This is a genomic window from Nonomuraea sp. NPDC052265 (assembly GCF_044547985.1).
Lineage (GTDB): Bacteria > Actinomycetota > Actinomycetes > Streptosporangiales > Streptosporangiaceae > Nonomuraea.
The window spans coordinates 1-1,366 of record NZ_JBIUBJ010000070.1; the positions used below are offsets into that span (position 1 = coordinate 1).

The window sequence follows — 1,366 nt, forward strand, 5'->3', positions numbered from 1 at the left end:
TGTGCATCCCCCCGTAGCGTGGAGACCGAACCGGGAGAGGTTTGGTCGTGGCAGCAGTCACGCGGCGGCGCTTTGATCCGGAGTTCCGGGCTGGGGCGTTGCGTATCGTCAAGGAGACCGGCAAGCCCGTGGCCCAGGTGGCGCGGGATCTGGGGATCAGCCCGTACACGCTGCACAATTGGGTGCAGATGGATCGGCTCGCCGAGCAGTACAACGGCGGAGGCAACGGGAGCGGAACGCTGAAGGAGTCCGAGCAGGAGGAGCTGGCCCGGCTGCGGCGGGAGAAGGCCGAGCTGGCCAAGCAGCACGCCCGCGAGAAGGCGGCGTGGGAGAAGGAACGCGCCGAGCTGGAAGACGAGCGTGATCTGCTCAAGCGTTCCGTGGTCTTGTGGGTCAAAGAGGCGATGGGCCGATAGACGTGGTGGCCTTCATCAGCTCCCAGAAGACCGAGCACAACATCGACCACATCACCTCGTGCCGGGCGCTGGGCGTCTCGCAGTCCTGGTTCTACAAGTGGAAGAAACGCATCGGCGACGACGCGCCGACCGCTCGCCAGCGCCGGCGGGCCGACCTGAATGCGGAGATCAGCCGCTTGTTTGAGGCCTCGGGCGGCACCTACGGCTCGCCGCGGATCACGCGTGACCTGCATGAGGCGGGCTGGCGGGTGTCGGAGAATACGGTGGCGTCGCGGATGGCTGAGCTCGGTCTGGTGGCACGGCGGCGGCGTAAGTCGCGGTCGTTGACTCGGCAGGGCAAGCGGCCGGCCGCGCCGGATCTGGTGCGGCGCACGTTCACCGCGGTCGCGCCGGACGTGTTGTGGTGCGGTGATGTGACGCAGATCGACACCGACGAGGGCAAGCTGTATCTGGCCACGGTGGAGGACCTGTTCTCACGCCGGCTGCTCGGCTACGCGATGTCCGAACACCATGATGCCGCCTTGACCTGTGCTTCGCTGCAGATGGCGGTGGCCTCTCGCGGCGGCGACGTGCACGGGGTGATCTTCCACTCGGATCGCGGCTCGGAATACACCGCGGCCCGCTACCAGGAGCTATGCGGGCGCCTGGGCGTGGTTCAGTCGATGGGCCGGGTGGGCTGCGCGCTCGACAACGCAGCGGCAGAGGCGTTCAACAGCACCATCAAGGTCGAGTACGTGCACCGCCATCGGTTCCACACCCGGGCCGAGGCCCGCCTGAAGATCGCCACCTGGATCGCCGACTTCTATAACACCAGTCGGCGGCACAGCGCCAACGACGGACTACCGCCCATCACCTTCGAACGTCACATGATCGAGAAGAGACAAGCCTCATCGGCCCTGCTGAGGACCGCTGTGGCATAGACCCGTCTCCACGCTTTGAGGGGATTGACA

At 66.4% G+C, this 1,366-nt stretch carries 2 protein-coding genes; both read left to right on the top strand.

Annotated elements, in window-relative coordinates; all coding sequences use genetic code 11:
* Positions 1-47 precede the first annotated feature (47 nt).
* The gene (locus ACIHAD_RS48855; protein ID WP_153262475.1) at positions 48-416 is read left to right on the top strand and encodes a transposase; all 369 of its coding nucleotides are present in this window, start codon (positions 48-50) and stop codon (positions 414-416) included.
* Between the two features lie 2 nt (positions 417-418).
* Positions 419-1,336 carry an IS3 family transposase gene (locus ACIHAD_RS48860; protein WP_397361751.1) on the top strand — a complete coding sequence of 306 codons (918 nt, stop codon included), beginning with the start codon at positions 419-421 and terminating at the stop codon, positions 1,334-1,336.
* Positions 1,337-1,366 lie beyond the last annotated feature (30 nt).